At 61.0% G+C, this 19917-nt stretch carries 23 protein-coding genes; 5 read left to right on the top strand and 18 right to left on the bottom strand.

What is annotated here, in order from left to right; translation table 11 throughout:
- Nucleotides 1-87 precede the first annotated feature (87 nt).
- From nth to metG, 7 genes are all read right to left on the bottom strand, one after another.
- A complete protein-coding gene (gene nth, locus NVV94_RS21005) occupies nucleotides 88-726 on the bottom strand; it encodes an endonuclease III (RefSeq protein WP_258444281.1) in 639 nt (212 codons plus the stop codon).
- On the bottom strand, nucleotides 723-1295 hold the full coding sequence (locus NVV94_RS21000) for an Rnf-Nqr domain containing protein (RefSeq protein ID WP_258444280.1): 573 nt from the start codon (nucleotides 1293-1295) through the stop codon (nucleotides 723-725). Before NVV94_RS21000 ends, nth begins: the two co-directional genes overlap by 4 nt.
- Nucleotides 1288-1911 carry an RnfABCDGE type electron transport complex subunit G gene (locus NVV94_RS20995; RefSeq protein ID WP_258444279.1) on the bottom strand — a complete coding sequence of 208 codons (624 nt, stop codon included), beginning with the start codon at nucleotides 1909-1911 and terminating at the stop codon, nucleotides 1288-1290. The genes NVV94_RS21000 and NVV94_RS20995 overlap by 8 nt, the downstream gene beginning before the upstream one ends.
- On the bottom strand, nucleotides 1908-2915 hold the full coding sequence (locus NVV94_RS20990) for an RnfABCDGE type electron transport complex subunit D (RefSeq protein WP_258444278.1): 1008 nt from the start codon (nucleotides 2913-2915) through the stop codon (nucleotides 1908-1910). Before NVV94_RS20990 ends, NVV94_RS20995 begins: the two co-directional genes overlap by 4 nt.
- Nucleotides 2902-3921, bottom strand: coding sequence for an electron transport complex subunit RsxB (rsxB, locus tag NVV94_RS20985; RefSeq protein WP_258444277.1), 1020 nt, complete (start codon nucleotides 3919-3921; stop codon nucleotides 2902-2904). The genes NVV94_RS20990 and rsxB overlap by 14 nt, the downstream gene beginning before the upstream one ends.
- A complete protein-coding gene (locus NVV94_RS20980; protein ID WP_258444276.1) occupies nucleotides 3918-4499 on the bottom strand; it encodes an electron transport complex protein RnfA in 582 nt (193 codons plus the stop codon). The genes rsxB and NVV94_RS20980 overlap by 4 nt, the downstream gene beginning before the upstream one ends.
- A gap of 98 nt (nucleotides 4500-4597) precedes the next feature.
- Complete coding sequence (metG, locus tag NVV94_RS20975) at nucleotides 4598-6637, bottom strand: methionine--tRNA ligase (protein ID WP_258444275.1); 2040 nt, start codon at nucleotides 6635-6637, stop codon at nucleotides 4598-4600.
- Between the two features lie 184 nt (nucleotides 6638-6821).
- Between metG and apbC the strand changes: the two genes are divergently transcribed.
- Nucleotides 6822-7916 carry an iron-sulfur cluster carrier protein ApbC gene (gene apbC, locus NVV94_RS20970; protein WP_258444274.1) on the top strand — a complete coding sequence of 365 codons (1095 nt, stop codon included), beginning with the start codon at nucleotides 6822-6824 and terminating at the stop codon, nucleotides 7914-7916.
- Between the two features lie 187 nt (nucleotides 7917-8103).
- On the opposite strand, the gene NVV94_RS20965 is transcribed toward apbC, so the two are convergent.
- The gene (locus NVV94_RS20965) at nucleotides 8104-8313 is read right to left on the bottom strand and encodes a cold-shock protein (protein WP_008365925.1); all 210 of its coding nucleotides are present in this window, start codon (nucleotides 8311-8313) and stop codon (nucleotides 8104-8106) included.
- Between the two features lie 372 nt (nucleotides 8314-8685).
- Here NVV94_RS20965 and dcd point away from each other — a divergent pair, with 372 nt between their 5' ends.
- Together dcd and NVV94_RS20955 are read left to right on the top strand one after the other, a co-directional pair.
- Nucleotides 8686-9252 (top strand): dCTP deaminase, encoded by a 567-nt coding sequence (gene dcd, locus NVV94_RS20960; RefSeq protein WP_258444273.1) that lies wholly within the window; start codon nucleotides 8686-8688, stop codon nucleotides 9250-9252.
- A gap of 103 nt (nucleotides 9253-9355) precedes the next feature.
- Nucleotides 9356-9565 carry a hypothetical protein gene (locus tag NVV94_RS20955; RefSeq protein ID WP_258444272.1) on the top strand — a complete coding sequence of 70 codons (210 nt, stop codon included), beginning with the start codon at nucleotides 9356-9358 and terminating at the stop codon, nucleotides 9563-9565.
- Nucleotides 9566-9611: 46 nt separating this feature from the next.
- Here the strand turns inward: NVV94_RS20955 and NVV94_RS20950 are convergent, their stop codons facing one another.
- The 10 genes from NVV94_RS20950 to NVV94_RS20905 form a co-directional block, all read right to left on the bottom strand.
- Nucleotides 9612-10376 (bottom strand): ABC transporter ATP-binding protein, encoded by a 765-nt coding sequence (locus tag NVV94_RS20950; protein ID WP_258444271.1) that lies wholly within the window; start codon nucleotides 10374-10376, stop codon nucleotides 9612-9614.
- Nucleotides 10377-10389: 13 nt separating this feature from the next.
- Nucleotides 10390-11505 (bottom strand): succinylglutamate desuccinylase/aspartoacylase family protein, encoded by a 1116-nt coding sequence (locus NVV94_RS20945; RefSeq protein WP_258444270.1) that lies wholly within the window; start codon nucleotides 11503-11505, stop codon nucleotides 10390-10392.
- 8 nt (nucleotides 11506-11513) lie between these two features.
- Entirely contained in the window at nucleotides 11514-12224 is a 711-nt protein-coding gene (locus tag NVV94_RS20940) for an ABC transporter permease (RefSeq protein ID WP_258444269.1), read from the bottom strand.
- Nucleotides 12221-12949, bottom strand: a complete 729-nt coding sequence (locus NVV94_RS20935; protein ID WP_258444268.1) for an ABC transporter permease — start codon at nucleotides 12947-12949, stop codon at nucleotides 12221-12223. Before NVV94_RS20935 ends, NVV94_RS20940 begins: the two co-directional genes overlap by 4 nt.
- 67 nt (nucleotides 12950-13016) lie before the next feature.
- Nucleotides 13017-13799, bottom strand: a complete 783-nt coding sequence (locus tag NVV94_RS20930) for a transporter substrate-binding domain-containing protein (protein WP_258444267.1) — start codon at nucleotides 13797-13799, stop codon at nucleotides 13017-13019.
- Between the two features lie 115 nt (nucleotides 13800-13914).
- Nucleotides 13915-16455 carry a penicillin acylase family protein gene (locus NVV94_RS20925; protein WP_258444266.1) on the bottom strand — a complete coding sequence of 847 codons (2541 nt, stop codon included), beginning with the start codon at nucleotides 16453-16455 and terminating at the stop codon, nucleotides 13915-13917.
- A gap of 136 nt (nucleotides 16456-16591) precedes the next feature.
- Nucleotides 16592-16795 carry an SEC-C metal-binding domain-containing protein gene (locus NVV94_RS20920; RefSeq protein ID WP_166358770.1) on the bottom strand — a complete coding sequence of 68 codons (204 nt, stop codon included), beginning with the start codon at nucleotides 16793-16795 and terminating at the stop codon, nucleotides 16592-16594.
- A gap of 6 nt (nucleotides 16796-16801) precedes the next feature.
- Nucleotides 16802-17287 (bottom strand): LEA type 2 family protein, encoded by a 486-nt coding sequence (locus tag NVV94_RS20915; protein ID WP_258444265.1) that lies wholly within the window; start codon nucleotides 17285-17287, stop codon nucleotides 16802-16804.
- A 37-nt stretch (nucleotides 17288-17324) separates the two neighbouring features.
- The gene (locus tag NVV94_RS20910; RefSeq protein WP_258444264.1) at nucleotides 17325-17801 is read right to left on the bottom strand and encodes a YchJ family protein; all 477 of its coding nucleotides are present in this window, start codon (nucleotides 17799-17801) and stop codon (nucleotides 17325-17327) included.
- A 4-nt stretch (nucleotides 17802-17805) separates the two neighbouring features.
- Nucleotides 17806-18300 carry a DUF6231 family protein gene (locus NVV94_RS20905; protein WP_258444263.1) on the bottom strand — a complete coding sequence of 165 codons (495 nt, stop codon included), beginning with the start codon at nucleotides 18298-18300 and terminating at the stop codon, nucleotides 17806-17808.
- A 154-nt stretch (nucleotides 18301-18454) separates the two neighbouring features.
- Here NVV94_RS20905 and NVV94_RS20900 point away from each other — a divergent pair, with 154 nt between their 5' ends.
- Together NVV94_RS20900 and NVV94_RS20895 are read left to right on the top strand one after the other, a co-directional pair.
- Nucleotides 18455-19147, top strand: a complete 693-nt coding sequence (locus tag NVV94_RS20900) for an OmpA family protein (protein WP_258444262.1) — start codon at nucleotides 18455-18457, stop codon at nucleotides 19145-19147.
- An 89-nt stretch (nucleotides 19148-19236) separates the two neighbouring features.
- Nucleotides 19237-19794: an OmpA family protein gene (locus NVV94_RS20895; protein ID WP_258444261.1), complete on the top strand. Its 558-nt coding sequence runs from the start codon at nucleotides 19237-19239 to the stop codon at nucleotides 19792-19794.
- Nucleotides 19795-19917: the final 123 nt, after the last annotated feature.

Below are 19917 nucleotides of genomic sequence, written 5' to 3'. Positions count from 1 at the left end.
GACTGCCATGGCGCACCTTATAGCGATAATTTCTGAGCGGGTAAAAAAGATTTTTTCAATCGGTTGATCAGTTTTTTCAATGTTCGATCAATCGTCGGAGGTTTTGTGTTTGTATTCGCACAGGTCTTCAATGCGGCAACTGCCACAACGCGGTTTACGTGCCTGGCAGACATAGCGCCCATGCAAGATCAGCCAATGATGGGCGTCCAGCAAAAAAGGCTTGGGTACGAACTTCAACAGTCCCTTTTCAACTTCCAGAACGGTCTTGCCGGGGGCGATGCCGGTACGGTTGCTGACGCGGAAAATGTGCGTGTCGACCGCCATGGTCAACTGGCGGAACGCGGTGTTGAGCACCACGTTGGCAGTTTTGCGGCCAACACCTGGCAGGGCTTCGAGTGCCTCGCGGGTTTGTGGTACCTGGCTGTCATGTTGCTCGATCAACAGGCGGCACGTCTCGATGACGTTCCTGGCCTTGCTGTTGTACAAGCCAATGGTCTTGATGTAGTGCGACAAACCCTCCACGCCAAGGGCATACATTGCCTCGGGCGTATTGGCCACTGGAAACAGTTTTGCCGTGGCCTTGTTGACGCCAACGTCAGTGGCCTGGGCCGAAAGGATTACTGCAATCAGTAATTCAAAGGGTGAGGAATAGGCCAGCTCGGTCTTGGGCTCGGGATTGTCCTCGTGAAGCCTGCGAAAGATTTCCAGGCGTTTTGCGGCGTTCATGGGGCAAGCGTTTCCTTGCGAATACGAGTGGTACGGCCGGACAGGCTCCGCCAGGCCGCGACAAGCAACCCCAGGAGAATGAAACCGCCGGGTGCCAAGGTTGCCAGGCGCAGGCCCGAGGCCTCCCGGATGAGGCTCATGTCCAGGTTCAGGGTGCCACTGGCGAGGAGCTCGCGGCTCAGGCCAAGCGTGAGCACAAGCGCGCCATAGGTGGCCATCAGCCGCAGCGCCGGGAATGAACGGCTGGCCTCGGAAAAGAGGCTGCGCTCCAGCAGCAGGCAGTTCAGGCCGATCAGTGCAAGATAGAGCCCGAGCCCTTGATGGATCTCCAGTGCCCAGGCGCGTAGCCCCAAATCGAGACAGCTGACAATCGCCGCGGCAAGCACGATGCTGGCGGTTTCGCGCAGCGCCGGATGCAAGAAGCGACGCAGTGCCAGCATGGCCAGGCTGTAGAGCAGAACCACCACCAGGGTCGCCAGCAACAGGCTGGCGGCCTGCACCAGCGTCTGGCTGGCGCCCAGCAGGGGGGCGAGGCTGAGCACGCCAAGCCAGGACCAGGATTTATTCATGAACCGTCCCTCCCCTCAATACCTCGGCATGCTCGTCAAAATAGCGCAAGGCATCATGCACGGCGTTTACCACCGCTCGCGAGGTAATGGTGGCACCGGCCAACTGGTCGAACTGCCCCTTGTCCCTGGTCAATGCCCAGGCGGAATCAGGTGTCGTGGTGCGGTCTTTGTCGACGAAACCCTGCATCAGCGGATTGCCCGGTTCGGCAATGCCTGCCCCCAGGCCTGGGGTTTCGTTGTGCTGCAAGGCCTTGACCCCAAGCAACCGGCCGTTGCTGCCAATGCCGATAAGGAGGTCCAGAGGGCCATCGTAGCCGTTGGTTCGGCTGTGCAGGACCACGGCGCGTGGCTTGCCGCCGAGGGTGGCCAGGTAGCCGGTGATCAAGGTGCTGTTGGTCAGCGTCGGTTCCTTGAGTTGCAGGGGGGTGTCCAATGGCTGATTGTCGTAGCTATCGGCCGGCAGCACGGTCAGTAGCGCCCGGGCTTTCAAGGTTTGTTCGGCCTTGGCGATTCGTGGTGCGCAATAGTGTTGCCAGGCAAGCGTCGCGCCCACGGTCACGCAGCAGAGCAACGCCAGCAGCATCAAACCGGTGATCAGCGACGGTTGCCGGCTCATGCGCGGGCCTCCTGGGAGGCCGAGGCCAGTCGATCGAGGGCGGGTACCGTCAGGTTCATCAGCAGCACGGCGAAAGCCACCCCATCGGGATAGTTGCCCCACGTGCGGATCAGGTAAACCAGCAGCCCGACCCCGGCACCGAACAGCAGGCGGGCTCGTGGACTCCTGGGGCCGGACACCGGCTCTGTGACGATGAAGAAGGCGCCGAGCATGGTCGCCCCGGACAGCAGGTGGAAAACCGGCGAACCATTGGAATCCGAGCCCGAGCCATTCCAGCACAGCAGGCTGATGACGAACAGGCTGCCCAGCATGGCAACCGGAGCGTGCCAGCTGAACACGCGCTGCTGCATCAAGAACAGACCGCCGGCAAGGAAGGCCAGGTTGGCCCATTCGATACCCTTGGCGCCGTAATTGCCGAAGGCCGGATGGGTCGAGAACAGCTCTTCAATGGTCAGGCTTTTGTTGATACGCAGTGCATCGAGCGCCGTGGCCTGTGCCCAGGCATCCGGTTGCCCGGCGCCATGGAAACCGAACACTCGCTCCAGGCCGGTCATCAGGTCCAGTGCGTGTGGCGCTGGCCATTGGGTCATCTGCAGGGGGAAGGACAGCAGCACCAGGGCGTAACCCAGCATGGCCGGGTTGAAGGGATTCTTGCCCACGCCACCATAGACATGCTTGCCAAGGCCCATGGCGGCGCTCGAAGCGATCAACGTCAGCCACCAGGGCGTGTAGGGCGGCAGCGCCAGTGCAAGGAGGGTGGCACTGACCAGTGCGCTGCCATCGCTCACGTCGGCCAGTACAGGGCTTTGCCGCAACTTCAGCAGTGCTGCTTCGGTCGCCAGGGCCCCGGCTGCAGCCAGCAGCAGATTGAACAGTGTGCCCCAGCCAAACAGCCAGAGCATTGCCAGCAGGCCCGGCAGCGTGGCGAGCAGGACGAGCCTCATGGCCTTGCGCAGGCGCTCATTGGCCGGGTCAAGGCCGCTGGTGGCTTCAAGGGACGGCATGTGCATCTACCTGGCATTGTGCCTCGGTCAGTCGTTGCCGAGCTTCCTGCAGTGTCTCAGGGGTAGTTGCAGGGTCACGTTCGAGCTTGCTCAGTTCGGCACGACGCAGTGCCAGCTGGATCTTGGCGCGCTTGAGGTCAGCCAGTGCGTCACCGCTCGCAGGGGGTGGAGTGTTTTCAGCGGGTATTTCGAGCGCTTGAAGTCGGGCCAGTTGCTGCTCGGCCTGTTCGAACTCGTGCAGGAGGGCTTGCAGGCGCCGGTGTTGCTCGGCAGTCGGCGGCGAGCCGAATGCCTTCATGGATTTGTTCAATTGCGCCCGGCTCATGGCTACGGCGATTTTCGCCTGCTTGAGCGCTGCGTCGGCGGCCGCGGCGTTTTGCGCCTTGACCCGTTCGATTGCCGCCTGGACCGGATTCCGAGCAGGTTCCTGAGTGGGTGCTGAACGCTGGGCGCGAGATAGTCGCTCGGCCTGTTTCTGCTCTTCTTCGCGCTTGAGGCGTGCGTTGCGTTGTTCGAAGCGTTGGCGAGCGTGATCGCGTTTCGCGGCCCTGGCCTGCTGTTCGTCGCTGGTGAAGGCCAGCCCGCCAATGATCGGTACGACATTGCTGGAGGGCAGGGGGCGCATCTCGATACAGTCGACCGGGCAGGGCGCCACGCACAGGTCGCAACCGGTGCATTCTTCGACTATGACGGTGTGCATCAACTTGGCCGCGCCGACGATCGCGTCCACTGGGCACGCCTGGATGCACTTGGTGCAGCCGATGCATTCGGCTTCGCGGATATAAGCGACCTGGGCGGGTGCCGAGCCCCGGCTGGTGTCCAGTTCGATCAGCGGCACCTCCAGCAGCTGTGCCAGGGCTGCAAGGGTCTCCTGGCCGCCAGGCGGACATTTGTTGATCGGTTCGCCGCTGGCAATGCCGGTTGCGTAGGGTTTGCATCCCGGATGCCCGCATTTGCCACATTGCGTCTGTGGCAGAAGCGCATCGATGCGTTGGATCAGGTTCATGGTTTGAACAGTCCGTTGAAGCCGAGAAAAGCCATGGCCATCAGACCGGCGCTGATCAGTTCGATCGGCAGGCCGCGAAACGGCAAGGGCACATCATCATTGCAGGCGCGCTGGCGCAAATCGCTGAACAGGCTCAGGACCAGCCAGAAGCCCAGCCCTGCGCCCAGGCTCAAGGCCGCCGTGTAAAGCAGTCCCTTGTCGGCTTCAGCGCTGAGCAGGCTCAGGCCGAGAATGGCGGCGTTGGTAATCAGCAAGGGTTTCAGGCCGGTAAAGGGCAAGGCTGGCAGCCAGCGCGACAGCATGGCCAGTACAGGCGTGATCAGCAGGACACACAAGGGCACAAAGACAAACAGGCGCAGGTAGGACAGCTCCAGTGGCGCCAACAGGTAGTGGTGGATCGCCTGGCCGGGCAGGGCACTGAGCAGCATCAGAGCCGTCGTCGCGATGCCCAGGGCATGCACCTGCGCCCGACCAGCGTCGACCGGCGATTGCAGCAACGGGTCGATACCCAGCGGCAGATGCAGGACGATATTGTTGATCAGGGCGGCGCTGATAAGCGTGAGCAAGAGTTCGGTCATGATCGTGCCGGTGTGTACGGGCTGTCAGCCATTATCCGGCAAGGACGCAGGGATTAGAACGCCCCGGCCACGAATCATCGTGGCCGGGGGTAAAGCGCTTACTTGATGCGCTGGCCAGGCTTGGCGCCGCTGTCGGGGCTGAGCAGGTAAATCTCTTCCCCACCAGGGCCTGCCGCCATGACCATGCCTTCGGAGATGCCGAAGCGCATTTTACGTGGCTTGAGGTTGGCGATCATCATGGTCAGGCGACCTTCAAGCTCGGCAGGGTTCGGGTAGGCCGACCTGATGCCCGAGAAGACGTTGCGCTGCTCGTCACCGATGTCCAGGGTCAGGCGCAGCAGCTTGTCTGCACCCTCCACGGCTTCGGCCTTGAGGATCAGGGCGACGCGCAGGTCCACGGCGGCGAAGGTGTCGAATTCGATCTCCGGAGACAGTGGATCCTTGAGCAGCTCGCCGTTGCCGGCGGGCGTGCTGGCCTGGCTGGCGGTCAAGTCCTCTTTGGAGGCATCGGTCATGGCTTGTACCTTGGCCGGGTCGATGCGGGTCATCAGGGCCTTGAACGGGTTCAGCTGGTGGTTGGCGAGCAGGGTCTTGTGATCGTCCCAGGTCAGGGGTGGCACGTTCAGGAAGGCCTCGGCATCGGCCGCCAGCAATGGCAGGACCGGTTTGAGGAAGATTACCAGTTGACGGAACAGGTTGACCCCCAGGGCGCAGACGGCCTGGACTTCATCCTGTTTGCCTTCCTGCTTGGCCAGGGCCCACGGCGCCTTGTCGGCGATCCAGGCGTTGGCGCGATCGGCCAGGCCCATGATTTCCCGCATGGCGCGAGCGAAGTCACGGGATTCGTAGGCTTCGGCGATGCCTGGTGCTGCCGCCAGGAAGGCTTCGGTCAGTTCCGGTGCGGCATTGTCGGCCACCAGCACGCCGTCGTTGCCCTTGTGGATGAAGCCGGCGCAGCGGCTGGCGATGTTGACCACCTTGCCGACCAGATCCGAGTTGACCTTCTGAACGAAGTCTTCCAGGTTCAGGTCCAGGTCGTCGACGCCACGCCCCAGCTTGGCGGCGTAGTAGTAGCGCAGGTATTCCGGCGACAGATGATCGAGGTAAGTGCGAGCCTTGATGAAGGTGCCGCGCGACTTGGACATCTTCTGGCCGTTTACGGTCAGGTAGCCGTGCACGTTGATGGCGGTCGGCTTGCGATAGCCGGCACCTTCGAGCATGGCTGGCCAGAACAGGGCGTGGAAGTTGACGATGTCCTTGCCGATGAAGTGATACAGCTCGGCGGTGGAATTCTTGGCCCAGTAGGTGTCGAAGTCCAGTTCCGGACGTCGTGCGCAGAGGTTCTTGAAACTGGCCATGTAGCCGATCGGCGCGTCCAGCCAGACATAGAAGTACTTGCCCGGCTCGTCCGGGATCTCGAAGCCGAAGTACGGCGCATCGCGGGAGATGTCCCACTCTTGCAGGCCGGAATCCAGCCACTCGGCGATTTTGTTGGCCACGGCGTCCTGCAGGGTGCCGCTGCGGGTCCAGCCCTGCAGCATGGCCTGGAAGTCAGGCAGCTTGAAGAAGAAGTGCTGGGAATCCTTGAGCACCGGCGTGGCGCCGGAAATCGCCGACTTCGGGTTCTTCAGTTCGGTCGGGGTGTAGGTCGCACCGCATTTTTCGCAGTTGTCGCCGTACTGGTCTTCGGCCGCGCATTTGGGGCAGGTGCCCTTGATGAAGCGGTCGGCCAGGAACATCTGCTTTTCCGGGTCGAAGTACTGGGTGATCGAGCGCGTGGCGATATGCCCGGCTTCACGCAGCTTCAGGTAGATGTGGCTCGACAGCTCGCGGTTTTCTTCGGCGTGAGTGGAGTGGAAATTGTCGAAATCCACCAGGAAGTCGGCAAAGTCACCGCTGTGTTCGGCCTGGACCGCGGCGATCAGTTGTTCGGGAGTGATCCCTTCCTTTTCGGCGCGCAGCATGATTGCCGAGCCGTGAGCATCGTCCGCGCAGACATAGACGCACTGGTTGCCGCGATGCTTTTGGAAGCGCACCCACATGTCGGTCTGGATGTACTCGAGCATGTGGCCAAGGTGAATGGAACCATTGGCATAGGGCAGGGCGCTGGTGACGAGGATCTTGCGTGGCTCGGACATGGGGCTCGGCTACTTGATGTGAAACGGAGGTCGGCCACTATAAAGCGCCGTGAAATTTATTTCACCCCATGGGCACCGATCGAGGGGGGTATCGATACATTCGATGCAGCGAAACCATGCCCTCGGGTTGTCAGAACGGTTAGGATAGCCGCCTAATTTGCCCAGTCTTTTATCGGGAGTGCCCATGAGCACCATCAGCCGCGCAACGGTGGAAGCCGTCCTTCGCCAGTACACCGACCCTTATCTGAATCAGGACCCGGTCAGCGCCGGGTGCGTCCGCGCCATCGACATCCAGGGCGAGCACGTCAGCGTGCAACTGGAGCTGGGTTACGCCGCGGGTTTGTTCAAGAATGGCTGGGCGCAGATGCTGCAAATGGCCATCGAAGCGCTCGACGGCGTGAGTTCGGCCAAGGTCGAGATCAATTGCGTGATCGCCGCGCACAAGGCTCAGGCGCAGATTCCGGGCATGGCCAACGTGAAGAACATCGTTGCCGTGGCTTCCGGCAAGGGCGGGGTCGGTAAATCGACCACCGCTGCGAACCTGGCGCTGGCACTGGCCCGCGAAGGCGCGCGGGTGGGAATTCTCGACGCCGATATCTATGGCCCGAGCCAGGGCGTGATGTTCGGCATCGCCGAAGGCACCCGGCCCAAGGTCAAGGAGCAGAAATGGTTCGTGCCACTTGAGGCGCATGGCGTGGAAGTCATGTCCATGGCTTTCCTGACCGACGACAACACGCCAATGGTCTGGCGCGGCCCGATGGTCTCCGGTGCCTTGCTGCAATTGATCACCCAGACCGCCTGGAACGACCTGGATTACCTGGTGATCGACATGCCGCCAGGTACCGGCGATATCCAGCTGACCCTGGCGCAGAAAGTGCCGGTGGCTGGTGCTGTCATTGTCACCACGCCGCAGGACCTGGCCTTGCTCGATGCCAAGAAAGGCGTGGAGATGTTCCGCAAGGTCAACATTCCGGTGTTGGGCGTGGTCGAGAACATGGCCGTGCATATCTGCTCGAACTGTGGCCATGCCGAACACCTGTTCGGTGAGGGCGGTGGCGAGAAGCTGGCTGCGCAGTATGGCGTCGAGCTGCTGGCGTCGCTGCCGCTGTCGATACTGATCCGCGAGCAGGCCGATAGTGGCAAGCCGACGGCCATTGCCGAGCCGGAAAGCCAGATTGCCATGGTGTATCAGGAGCTGGCCCGACAGGTGGGCGCGCGGATCGTGCTGCAGGAAGCGTCGGCGCCGGCGATGCCGAATATCACCATCAGCGACGATTGATTACTGACTTCTGTGGGAGCTGGCTTGCCAGCGATGCTGGCGACGCGGTCTGTCTGACACACTGCGGTGAAGCCATCGCTGGCAAGCCAGCTCCCACAAGTGAGGAGTTTGTGTCGAGAATAAAACTTGCAGGCACAAAAAAGCCCCGCTTTTGAGGGCGGGGCTTTTTTTTCTGCGTCAGTACAAGTTAGATAACTTGAACTTCTTCAGCTTGCATGCCTTTCTGGCCGCGGGTAGCGACGAAAGAAACTTGCTGGCCTTCTTTCAGGCTTTTGAAACCGTCAGCCTGGATGGCTTTGAAGTGTACGAACAGGTCGTCACCGGATTGTGGGGTGATGAAGCCGAAGCCTTTTTCATCGTTGAACCACTTGACGGTACCGGTTTGGCGATTGGACATGGTGAATCTCCTTGGACAAAGTTAACTACGACTCAGGAAACGCCCTGGCCGAGACTGAGTGCAAAGAGCAGGAAAATTCATGAAGATGGTTTGATCGAAATCTAACATCGGGTAGAGATTCTCAGTGACACAAGCAGCACAGTGGCGCCACCTTAACCCTTTTTCCGGGGCCTGCCAATGGTCTTGTTCAGGTTTCGCGGTTTTCATGACTAGCGGCTTGAATCGTCATTTTCACGGCTCTGGCCCCCGGTACGAACCCCCTCGTGAATCGCGCTGCCGACGACCGAAACGCCGTGGAACTTTGAACCCGGCGCCCGGCCCGGTAAGATGCCGCACAGAATTTCTCCACCTCGCTATTTCAGGACACCCGCCATGAGCATCAAATCGGACAAGTGGATTCGCCGCATGGCGCAAGAGCACGGCATGATCGAGCCTTTCGTCGAGCGTCAGATGCGCGGCGAAGGCGCGGACCGGCTGATCTCCTTCGGGGTTTCGAGCTATGGCTACGACGTGCGTTGCGCCGACGAATTCAAGGTGTTCACCAACATCAACTCGGCGACCGTCGATCCGAAAAACTTCGATGAGAAGAGCTTCGTCGACGTCAAGAGCGACGTCTGCATCATCCCGCCGAATTCTTTCGCCCTGGCGCGCACGGTTGAATACTTCCGCATCCCGCGCAATGTCCTGACCATCTGTCTGGGCAAGAGCACCTACGCACGTTGCGGGATTATCGTGAATGTGACGCCGCTCGAGCCTGAGTGGGAAGGTCACGTTACCTTGGAGTTTTCCAACACCACGACCCTGCCGGCAAAAATCTATGCCAATGAAGGGATCGCGCAGATGCTGTTCCTGGAGTCCGATGAGGAATGCGAAGTTTCCTATAAGGACCGTGGCGGCAAATACCAGGGCCAGCGTGGCGTGACACTGCCGCGCACCTGAGCCGAACAGGCGAAGGAGTTCCTTCGCCACCAGGCACTCCAACGGTTGAATCATTTCGGTTTGCGTGAAGCGAGCTGGACCGAACCTCGCTCAGGAGTGCCTTATGAAAATCGACCCGAAAATCACTGCGAAACTGACCTTGCTGCAACCCAATCAGGTTGGCTTGCTGGCTTGGTCGCTGTTGGCGCACCCCCACGCCAGCATGGGGGGAGGCATACCCGGTCAACCCGACCCTGATACCCCCAACGAGCAGCCCACCGAACCTGGCGAGCCGACCTTGCCGGATGAGCCTCCGCCAGCGCCTGTCGTCTGAAATGCTCTGACAGCCCAGGCCCGCACCGACCGCTGCGGTGCAATCGCTACTTCAGATTACCGCTGAGGAACTGTCGCAGCCGTTCGCTTTTCGGATTGCCGAGTACGTCGGCCGGCGGCCCTTCCTCCTCGACTACGCCCTGATGCAGGAACAGCACCTGGCTGGACACCTGCCGGGCGAAGCTCATCTCATGGGTGACCATGATCATGGTCCGGCCTTCTTCAGCCAGCCCCTGGATAACGCGCAACACTTCGCCTACCAACTCCGGGTCGAGTGCCGAGGTCGGTTCGTCGAACAGCATCACCTCCGGCTCCATGGCCAGGGCCCTGGCGATGGCCACCCGCTGTTGCTGGCCGCCGGAGAGGAAGGCCGGGTATTGATCGGCCACACGGCTGGCCAGGCCAACCTTGTCCAGATATCGCCGGGCCCGCTCTTCGGCCTCCTGTTTGCTCACGCCGAGCACTCGGCGCGGGGCCATGCTGATGTTTTCCAGCACGCTCAGGTGACTCCAGAGGTTGAAGTGCTGGAACACCATGGCCAGTCGGGTGCGGATGCGCTGTAGCTCATCGGCATCGGCCACGTGCATGCCATGGCGGTCGTGCACCATGCGTATCGCCTGCCCGTCAAGGGTCATGCTGCCCTCGTTGGGCTGCTCGAGGAAATTGATGCAGCGCAGGAAGGTGCTTTTGCCCGAGCCGCTGGCGCCGATCAGGCTGATCACGTCGCCAGTCCTGGCCTTGAGCGAAACACCCTTGAGTACTTTCTGGTCGCCGTAGCTTTTATGCAGGCCTTCAATGGTCAGTTTGTACATGCGCAAGGCATCCTCAAGGCGAAAGCAAGTAGCCGCTGCGGTAGGCTTCACGGCCCGCAACATGGGCAATCACCATGCCGGCAGTGGCCATGCGTCGCAGCGAGCGGGCATACAGCAAGCCCGGTTGTTCGTTGCGAACAGGGGTGACGCTGTCGCTGACGGGGTCGATGATCTCGGCGATCAATTGCCCTGACTGCAGGAATTCACCGGGCAGGGAATGGAATACCAACAGGCCGCCGACTGGCGTGGCTACCGGTTCCACACCGGCCAGCGGCGTGGCGGGGTACGGCAAGGGTGGCAGCGGGGCGGGTTCGCCTTCGATGGCCCCGAAACGCACCAGGTACTTGAGGATCGCCTCGCAGTCGGCAGTGGCCAGCGGGTGGGACACATCGCCCTGGCCGCGCAGCTCGACAGTGACCGAGAAGCTGCCCTGGGGAATCGGAAAGCGTTCGCCGAAGCGCTGCTGCAATTGCCACCAGACCAAGGTGAAGCACTCATCGAAGGACTGTCCGCCCGAGTCCGTGGCCAGCAGGCTGGCCTGGGCACCGAGGTAGCGCGACAGGGGTTCGACCTGGGGCCAGGCCTCGGGCGTGGTGTAGAGGTGTTCCACCGCTTCGAAGTCGCAGTGCAGGTCGAGCACCATGTCGGCATCGCACGCCAGCCGCTGCAGGGTCAGGCGCTGGGATTGCAGGGGCGTGGGGGCGGTCAGCCGGATCAGTGCCCGGTGCAGGCTGGAGCGAATCAACTCCAGATTGTGCCGCGGATCATCGTTGAGCTGGGCCTCGACCTCGTCCCCGACCTCATCGCTCAAGTCGAGGAAGTTGCGGTTGAAATTCTCCCCGCTCTGCAGGTCATAGCGCCCCAGCGGAACATCCATCAATACCTGTTCCAGGCCCACCGGGTTGGCGATGGGAACCAGCACAATCTCGCTGCGCAGCAGGCCCTGGGCTTCCAGGGTGGCGAGGCGCTGCTTGAGGTGCCAGGCCACCAGCATGCCGGGCAGTTCATCGGCATGCAGCGAGGCCTGGATATAGACTTTGCCGGCGCCCTGCGGGCCGAAGTGGAAACTGTGGATCTGCCGGGCGATGCCGGGCACCGGGGCGAGTAACGCATGTATCCGATGGTGCATGAAAAGTCCTAGTGTGCAGGGCCGAGAAACGCCAGCCAGCGCCGTTCAGCCAGACGGAACAGGCCGACCAGGGCAAACGTCACCGTCAGGTAGATCATTGCTGCGATGCCGAACGATTGAAAGGTCAGAAAAGTTGCCGAGTTGGCATCGCGAGCGACCTTCAGAACGTCAGGCACGGTGGCGGTAAAGGCCACGGTGGTCGAATGCAGCATCAGAATCACCTCATTGCCGTAAAACGGCAACGAACGGCGCAAGGCCGACGGCATGATGATGTAAGCATAGAGTTTCCAGCCGCGAAGGCCATAGGCCTTGGCCGCCTCGACTTCACCATGGTTCATGCTGCGAATGGCCCCGGCGAAGATTTCCGTGGTGTAGGCACAGGTGTTCAGGGCAAAGGCCAGGATGGTGCAGTTCAGTGCGTCGCGAAAGAAGGCGTCGAGCAGCGGCTGGGCGCGCACGGCGGCGAGGCTGTAGATCCCGGTGTAGAAGATCAGCAGCTGGATATACAAAGGCGTGCCGCGAAACAGGTAGGTGTAGAACTGCACTGGCCAGCGCACCCAACGCCTGGGTGAAACCCGCGCAATCGACAGCGGTATCGATACCAGGAAGCCGATGGCCAGCGAAGCACTGAGCAACCACAGCGTCATGGCCAGGCCCGTGATGTGGTAGCCATCGGTGTAAAGAAACGCACGCCAGTATTCCTGCAGAAGCTCGATCATCGCACGGCCTCCCGGGTGCCTACGTTGTAGCGCCGCTCCAGCCAGCGCAGGGCCAGGTTCGACGCGCTGGTGATCAGCAAGTAGATCAGCGCCGCAAGGACCAGAAAGTAGAACAGTTGATAGGTGCTCTTGCCCGCATCCTGGGCCGCCTTGACCAGGTCGGCCAGGCCGATGATGGAGACCAGCGCAGTGGCCTTGAGCATCACCATCCAGTTATTGCCGATACCGGGCAGGGCGAAGCGCATCATTTGCGGGAAGACCACGAAGCGAAAGCGCTGGCCGCGCTTGAGGCCATAAGCGGTGGCGGCTTCGACCTGCCCGCGCGGCACAGACAGGATCGCGCCACGGAAGGTCTCGGTGAAGTAGGCCCCGTAGATAAAACCCAGGGTAATGACCCCGGCGCTGAACGGGTCGATCTCGATGTATTCCCATTCCAAGGCGTCGGTGAGGTCGGTCAGCCAGGTTTGCAGGCTGTAGAAAATCAGCAGCATCAGCACCAGGTCCGGCACCCCGCGAATCAGCGTGGTGTAGAGCTGCGCAGGAATGCGCAACAGGCGCACGCTCGAGAGCTTGGCGCTGGCGCCGAGCAGCCCCAGGACAACACTCAGCAGCAGCGAGAGAATGGACAGTTTGATGGTCATCCAGGTGCCTTGCAGCAACAGCGGGCCAAAGCCCTTCAAGCTGAATGCCGAGAGCCCCAGGTGCTGCAACAGGTCTTCGAACATGAATCAGGCCCTTGGCAGTCAATGAGGTGCGCTCATCCCCACCCGGGAATGAGCGCCAGGTCGCGGATTATTGGCCGCTGTACAGATTCAGATCGCCAAAGTGTTTCTTTTGAATAGTGGCGTAGGTGCCATCATCGTGTAACGCTTTGATACCTTTATTCAAAAGTGCCTTCAGCTCGTTGTTACCCTTTTTGATACCGATCGCGGTTTTGGCGGGCAGCAGAGGGCTGTCGACGGGCTTGCTGACTTCAAAATCGACACCTTGTGGCGACTTCAGGAAGCCCAGTTCGGCTTGCAGCAGGTCCTGGATCGAGGCGTCGAGGCGGCCGGAAACCAGGTCGGCATATACTTGATCCTGGTTCTGGTAGGCCTGGGTTTTCACGCCGGCCTTGTCCAGTACGGCCTTGGCATAGGCTTCCTGGATGGTCCCTTGCTCGTAGCCCACGGTCTTGCCTTTGAGCGAGGCCGTATCTTCGCTAAGGCCGGAACCTTTCTTGAATACGAAGGAGGTTGGTCCCGAGAACAGTTCATCGGAAAAATCGATGGCTTTTTCCCGCGCAGGGGTCACGGTCATCGACGAGATCACGCCGTCGAACTTGCCGGCTTTCAGGCCAGGAATCATGCCGTCGAAATCGCTTTCGACCCATTTGCACTCGACTTTCAGCTCGGCACAAATCGCGTTGCCCAGGTCGATGTCGAAGCCTACCAGGCTGCCGTCGGCGGCCTTGGACTCGAAGGGGGCATAGGAGGGATCGACGCCAAACCGTAGTTCCTTGTATTCCTTGGCCAGGGTGGTGCCCGCCGACAGACAAAGTGCCAGTGCAGAAAGCGTCAGCCATGCTTTTTTCATTGTGCAGTCCTTAGATCCAAATGAGCATTGGAAGCGTGTGAGGTGCGTTACCGGCAGATGCCAGACATCACATTCATAGCAAGTTCCGCACCATACGTCTCGAAACAGGTCGCTCTTATTTGCCGGGCACCAGTGTCAGGCGCTTGCTGCCGTAGGTCTTGTCGAAGTTCTGTGGTTGCATCGGGAAGCTCACGTACTGGCCCTTGAGCCAGGCGTCGATGCCATCGGCATAGTGCGGGCTGGCCGGGTTACCGGACTGGCCCGTGCTGTTGAGGCCGATCATTGGCTCGGCCTGACCGAAGTCGACCACCATGCGCATGGCTGGAATCAGCCAGGTATTGAAATCCTGCCCCCAGTGATAAGCCGAGGTATTGAGGGTGGTGTGGTCGCCGCCGGCCGGAAGTGGGCCGCGGTTCAGGTAGCCACTCAAGGCGTTGATGCGGGCCCCTTGGCCGGCGCTCATGAAGGGCGCCAGTTTGCTGCTGTCGGCTGTCCAGGTGTAGCGGTGCAGTTTGCCCCACTGCCAGGCCCGGCGATCGCTGCCCAGTTGGCTTTCGCCGCTGCTGACGGCGGCGGCCAGGCTGCGCGCCAGGATCGCCGGCTTGTCTTCCTGGCGCGCGGTCTTGACGTCGTCCCAATAGGGGCTGTCTTCGCGACCGAGAAGATGGTCTGCCTGGGCCGAGTAGGACAGGTCGGCGTTGGCGACGAAGGCCTTCCAGGCGGGGCTTGCGTCGGGGCCCAGCTCATCGAGGAAGGTCTGTCTGGCGCTTTCCTGCAGGAAAAGCTCGTACAGCGCGGCATCGGCCGACTGCGGGCTGAGCTTGCCATCGAACGCCATCAGCCGGCTGTAGGCCTCGCGTGCCTTCGCCCGTTCGCTCTCGGGCAGGGCATCGATAGCCTGCTTGAGCGGCTGGGCCATGCCGGGAGCCTCGAACATTTTCTTCAGTTTGCCGTCGAAGAGGGTGGTCTGGTCGTACTGCATGGCGATCATGCTGCGCGTATCGTGCTTGCCGGCACCGGCCAGTTCGGCAATGCGCTCGCCGCGTTCGGGGTAATACCAGGAATTGGACAGCTGCATGCCATAGCCACTGGGCACAGTGCGCTGGTTGGCGGTGCCCAGCCAGCCCTGGGTCGGGTCCTGGTCATAGGGATGCAGCATCGGGTCGGCGTAACCGTCCCAGTCATAGCGTCCTTGCCAGCCAGGCGACGGCAGCAGGCCTTCGCCTTCGCGACGATTGGGGAAGCGCCCCGTGACTTGCCAGCCGATGCTCTGGGCGTCGGCAAGCACCAGGTTCAGCGCCGAGGCACGGATTTCGCGGCTGGCCTCGAAGGCCTTTTCCACGTTCTGGGCGCGGGACAGGTCGAAGAGCGCGTCCATGCTCTTGTCGCCCTTGAGGTCGGGTGTTTGCAGGGCCAGGCCGAAGCCGCTGCTCAGGGCCTGAGGCTGCAGGGCATTCTTGCGCTCGCCCAGGGCACTGTTGAGCAGTGGCCCGTGGCGAGTTTCATAGACCGTTTCGCGGATCGGCCGCTGCCCCTTGATGAAGAAGGTTTCGTTGCGTGCGATCGCAGGCTGCCACTTGCCATCGACTTCATAGTAGAGGCGGTTGCCTTCGCGCTTGATCTTTTCCAGGAACAGGTCCTGGTTGTCGCCCATGACCATGGTCATGCCCCAGGCCACTTTGCCGTTGAACCCGGCGACGATGCCTGGCACGCCGGCGATGGAGACCCCGGCTGCCTGGTACTTCGGCGCGCGTATCTGCACGTAGTTCCAGGCCGACGGAATCGCGATCGGCAGGTGGGTATCGTTGGCCAGCAGGCTTTTGCCGGTGCGGCTGCGCTGGGGGGCGATGGCCCAGTTGTTCGAGGCGGCCACGCCCAGCATGTGAAGGTCGGTAAGTTGGCTCGCGACGTTGTTCAGGTCGCCTAGCCCTGGCACCTGGCCGACGAGGCTCAGGCCCTTGAGTTTGTCCGCTTCGGCGAACGGCAGCGGCTCGTCCGGGTAGCTTGGCAGCAGCCAGGCCAGCTTGTCGGCACCGACTTTCTGGGCCAGGACCAGCGATGCAATTTCTTCCTGCAGGTTGACCGACAGCCCGAAGTTCAACAGGCAGAAGACCAATGCAGAGTCTTCCGGCTTCCAGTATTCCGGGCGATAGCCGGATTCGGCCAGGTCCATCGGCAACTTGTCGCGATAGCGGAACAGATAGGCGTTGACCCCGCGGGCATAGACCTCGAAGAAGCGCTTGAGGCGTGGCGAAGCGGCAGCGTAGAGCGCGTTGGCGTCCTTTTTCAGATTGACGGTGCGCATGAAACGGTCAATCTCCAGTACGCCGGGGCCGGCCATTTCGGCCAGGCGACCTTGAGCGAGCAGGCGCATGCCGACCATCTGGCTGATGCGGTCGCTGGCATGTACATAGCCCATGGCGAACAGGGCGTCATGGAAGTTGCTGCTTTCGATCAGCGGCATGCCCATGGCGTTGCGCCGCACCGAAACGCTCTGCGCCAGGCCCTTGAGTTGCTGTACGCCGGTGGTCGCCGGCAGACTGTCGTTGTAGCTGCGATCGAGCCAGGATTGGCATCCCGTCAGGCCCAGTAGCCCGACCATCGCTGCGGCTGCGCCGAACCTGGGGAGAAAATGTGTAAGGGCTGGCGAGGCCATGGCGAGGCTCCTGCGGGTGTGGCATCGGGAAAGGCGCTACGTTAGTGAGCGCGATGACGCCACGCAAGCAGGGGCAGGGCCTTTATTTGCAAAAATGAAAACGGCCTGATCATCAGGCCGTTTTCGCTTGCCCGGCTCAGGCGCCGTGGCACTTCTTGAACTTCTTGTTGCTGCCGCACGGGCAGGGATCGTTGCGACCTACGTCCTTCAGGGCGTTGCGCACCGGCTCCTGGGGTTCGTGGTTGCAGTGCGGACCGTGAACGTGGCCGTGATCATGATCGTGATGATGATCATGGTCGTGGTTGCAGTCTGGGCCATGAACATGGGGTTGCTGGGTCATCTGGGGTCACTCCGGAATAAAATCGCCGGGAATTATCTCACCACTGCGCGCCAAGTGCAGGTCGTGGCCGAAGAATAATCCGGTTTTAAGTTCGCCATCGAGCCGATAGCGGATCGGCTGGTCGGGATTTTTCAGCAGCCTGGCGATGTCTTTCAGGTGTCGCCAGAGGTTGGTGCGCACCGGCACCTGGAAATATTCGCGGCCGTTGGCCGGGATGGTGAACCAGTCGCTGGATTCACCGTCGGCCAGCAGGATGTCGTTGAGTCGGATGGTGTACTGCAGGCCGCGAATGGGCAAATTCGAGTCGTTGGGGTTGTCGATGCGAAAATGCAGCATGAACTGCTGTTCCAGCAGTTTGGCCTCGATCACTTCGACCTTGACCAGGTGAATGTCGGGGTCCTGGAAGTTACCGGTGAACCAGGTCGAGCAGCCGGAGAGGTTCAGCAGAATGAGAAGGCCGATAATGCCCGTGATTTGTGCCCGTGCATGCATTTCACTTCTCCGGCAGTTCCCTCGAGTCTGCTCCAGATCAGGTCTTGATGTAACTGGCGCAGCATTTCTTGAACTTCTGGCCGCTGGCACAAGGGCAGACATCATTGCGCCCGGCCTTGAGTGGTACGGTCGGGTCGATGAAATACCAATGCCCGTCGTTCTGCACGAACGAAGAGCGTTCGCGGTGGCTGTGCTCGCCGGCTTCATCGTGCCAACGCGCGGTGAAGGTCACGAAGGCGTGCTCGGGCTGGCCGCCCAGGACTTCGGCGCTTTCCACTTCAAGGCCCAGCCAGGTGCTTTGTGCGCTCCAGTCACTGATCGACTGGCGATCGAGACCGGCCTGCTGCGCCGGCAAGGTGGTGGCCACCAGATAGTCGATCAACCCAAGCACATACGCGCTGTAGCGCGAGCGCATCAGCGTTTGCGCGTCGGGTGCCGGGTGACCGTTGTGATAATGCCCGCAACAGGCGTCCAGTAGATTGCCGCTGCCGCAGGGACAGATCGAGACACTCATTCGATCACCACCAATACTTGCCAAAGTTTTGCGGGTTGGCCCAGAACTTGGCGTTGAGCCAGTCCGGCACCTGTTTGTATTCGCGTAGATCATAAGTGAACAGGCTCAAGACCTGGTCATCGCGTTTGAAACGTTCACTGGCTTGCAGGGCCAGGGAATAGAAGTCGGTTTCGCTCCAGCCACAGGCCGTCAGGTCGGCGAGCACGGCAATGCGGCTGGCATTGAGGTTGCGGATGCCGCCCAGCAGTTTCTGGCCGCTGCTTTTGTTCAGTTGTTCCAGGCAGCCTACTGCCAGTGCCAGGTCGAAGCGTTGCCCGGCCAATGTCGCCGGCAGAGGGCCGGGTTCGGCTACATACACAGCGGTGTCCGGGTGGGCAGCCTCGAAGGCGTCCAGTGCCGGGAAGCGGCTGCCGACCAGCAAAAGCCGCTGCGGGGCATAGCGATCGAGCAATGCCGCCAGCGCTTGCTGGGGCGTGCGCGAAGAAAAACCGTCATTCATCAAGAGTCCTCTTTTAATACTGCCAAGACTAGCTTGGGGCCTGGTCCTACGTACATGTTATTCCAATAATGGCTTATTGCTGGCGGAGATGGATTGAGGGGGCTTTACTCCCAGAGTACGGGTTTTAACTTAATCTCCAAGGAGAAACCTTAAAATGAGCATTGTGCGCACGGCATTACCCCTGGTTCTGCTAACCAGTGTGCTGTCTGGTTGTGCAGGTTTACAAAAAACCGACTGGCCGACATGCGCTGCTGTCGGGGGCGTTACTGGTGCTGCACTGGGCGCTACAGAGAGCTCGACCTGGGCTGGCTGGGGTGCTCTCATTGGGGCCGGCATGGCGGCCGGCTATTGCTGGGTGCATGGCGACGGCGACGAGGATGGCGATGGTGTGCCTGACAGCCGTGACAAGTGCCCTGGTACTCCGCGAGGTGTTCAGGTCGATGCCAATGGCTGCCCACCAGCCCCGGCGCCTGTGGTTGAAGAGGTCGTGGTGGTCAAGGAAGAGGTGATCGTGATTCGTGACGTCCTGTTCGAGTTCGACTCTGCCCGCCTGACCGCAGCCGACAAGGTCCGTCTGGACAAGATTGCCACTCGCCTGAAGAACGAAGCACCCGGCGCCAGGCTGGAAGTTACCGGTCATACCGACAGCGTGGGCAGCGATACCTATAACCAGAAACTCTCGCAGAAACGCGCGCAATCGGTGACCGATTACCTGGTGGAAAGCGGTGTGCCACGCAGCAGTTTCGTTGCGGTCGAGGGTGCGGGTGAATCCCAGCCGGTCACCGACAACAAGACCGCTGACGGGCGTGCAATGAACCGTCGCGTGGAGATCAAGATCAACCGCTGAAGCCCGGCCGGCCCCGCTTGTTAAGTCCTGTGGGCCGGTCTTTACTCCTGTGTGACCGGTATGGGGCCGGTGACACAGGAGCATTTCACATGAGTGTGTTATCCAGGGCAGCGGTTCCCGTCCTTCTGGTCAGCAGTATTTTCTCGGGGTGCGCCACCACCCAGGATGGCGATGAAGACAGCGACGGCGTATTCGATCGTCGTGATCGTTGCGCCGATACGCCGGCCAACACTCCCGTCAAGCACAATGGTTGCCCGCTGCCGCAGTACCCGGTCAGCGAGCCTGCACGGCCTCCTGTCTCGGACGTCATTACCCTCAACGACGAAGGTAACCTCATGTTCGCCGTCAATTCCGACGAATTGACGGGGGCTGCCACCAGCAAACTGGCGGTGCTTATAGACAAACTCAACGACCCGAGCATGAAGGCGCTCTTGGTTGTCGGGTTTACCGACAGCCAGGGCTCCGAGGCCTATAACCAGAACCTCTCGGAGCGTCGTGCCGGAAATGTTGCGGATTTTCTGATCACTCAGGGCCTTTCGCCGGAGAAAGTCACCAGCCAAGGGCGTGGTGAAAGCGAGCCGGTGGCCGACAACTCAACAGCAGAAGGTCGGGCGAAGAACCGCAGGGTGGAGCTTCATCTGAATTGAAACAGACCTCTGGTATAAGAGGCCTGCAAGCCGTTACTGTGCGGGCAGGAGATATCCTGTCATGGTTCAAGCCTGAATCTTGAGCCCTGCAGGGGCCTCGCGGGAGCGACCATGATCGCTCCT

Source organism: Pseudomonas sp. LS1212 (assembly GCF_024741815.1).
Classification (GTDB): domain Bacteria; phylum Pseudomonadota; class Gammaproteobacteria; order Pseudomonadales; family Pseudomonadaceae; genus Aquipseudomonas.
The sequence above is the reverse complement of the archived record's forward strand: the minus strand, read 5'-3'. Positions and strand labels throughout refer to the sequence as shown.